At 46.8% G+C, this 1,294-nt stretch carries 2 protein-coding genes; both read left to right on the forward strand.

Annotation, left to right across the window (positions count from 1 at the left end; all coding sequences use genetic code 11):
- On the forward strand, positions 1 to 1,055 hold a 1,055-nt coding region (locus E4665_RS18005; RefSeq protein WP_135350182.1), incomplete at its 5' end, for a phage portal protein.
- On the forward strand, positions 1,024 to 1,294 hold a 271-nt coding region (locus E4665_RS18010), incomplete at its 3' end, for an ATP-dependent Clp protease proteolytic subunit (RefSeq protein ID WP_174845504.1). The genes E4665_RS18005 and E4665_RS18010, both read left to right, overlap by 32 nt.

Below are 1,294 nucleotides of genomic sequence, written 5' to 3' on the forward strand. Positions count from 1 at the left end.
ATCTCTACGATCAAAACTATCAGGAACCGACCGATTGCGAAGGGTACAACCTGATTAAATACGGCTTTCGCTATTTTACACAATACGATTTTTTCCGCGATGTGGATGCGCTTCGTCACCTCACCGGGAACGGGTATTATCAGATTTTCAGAGATATTAACGGAAAAGTTGTTGACTTTGGCCTGATTAAACCGGGCTGCTGTGAACCGCTCATTGACCTAGATTCCGGAGATTTATACTATGCGATCTCAGCAGTTGATAATCGGTTGATGCAACAGACCATGTATGTCCATTCAAGCGAGATTTTGCACTTTAAATACATGCGATTTGGCGAAGTGAAAGGTATCAACCCAACAGAATTACTTAAGGGGTCGCTGGATTATGACCGTCAGGTACGTCGTATATCGTTGAAACAGCTCTTTGGTACGAATGAAGGTATTATTGTCGCTTTTGAGACGAACATGAACGAGGGCGAAAAGAAAGCAGTCATTGATTCCGTGGCTGATTTTTACAAAAATAATGGTGGTTTGTTGGTCCAAGAAAACGGATCAAAGATCGATCGTTTCCAGCGTGAGCTAGTTGATACTAACCTGATTGACGTGGATAAGGTGACGCGGTCGCGGGTGGCGATGGTTTATACCTTGCCTGAACACTTTCTGGGCGATACCGGTTCCAGTTTTGCCACGCTGGAACAGCTGAACCTGGAATATGTCACAGGCAATCTCGTTCCTGCCTTAACGCAGTATGAGCGGGAACTCGATTTCAAACTACTGACGCCCGCACAACGGCGTAAAGGCTATCACTTTAAATTTGATGTGCGTGGTCTGCTTCGAGCAGATACGGCCACACGAGGCGCATTTTATCAGCTTGGTATTCGCAATGGCTGGCTCCATATCAATGATGTTCGAGTGGCTGAGGGTTATCCTCCGGATCCCAGTCCAATGGCTAATAAGTTATGGATCAGCGGCGACCTGTATCCGATCGATACGCCAATCGCTGACCGGAAAGGGGGTGATTCTAAGAATGAATCGAACACAACAATCGAAACCAACTAAGTTTTATCGTATGGAAGCATCGGCTGACGGGCAATCGGCTGATGTTTTTTTGTTGGGCGAAATCGTTCCTGCAGGCTGGGAATGGGATGCGGATCAATCCGCAGCGTCCTTTAAAAAAGACCTTGATGCGCTGGGTGATGTCTCAACAATCAACCTACACATCAACAGCCCAGGTGGTTCCGTCTTCGAAGGTGTGGCGATTGGCAACATGCTGAAGCAGAACAAAGCGCAGGTAAACG

It is taken from the genome of Sporolactobacillus shoreae (assembly GCF_004684935.1).
GTDB classification, from domain to species: Bacteria; Bacillota; Bacilli; order Bacillales; family Sporolactobacillaceae; genus Sporolactobacillus; species Sporolactobacillus shoreae.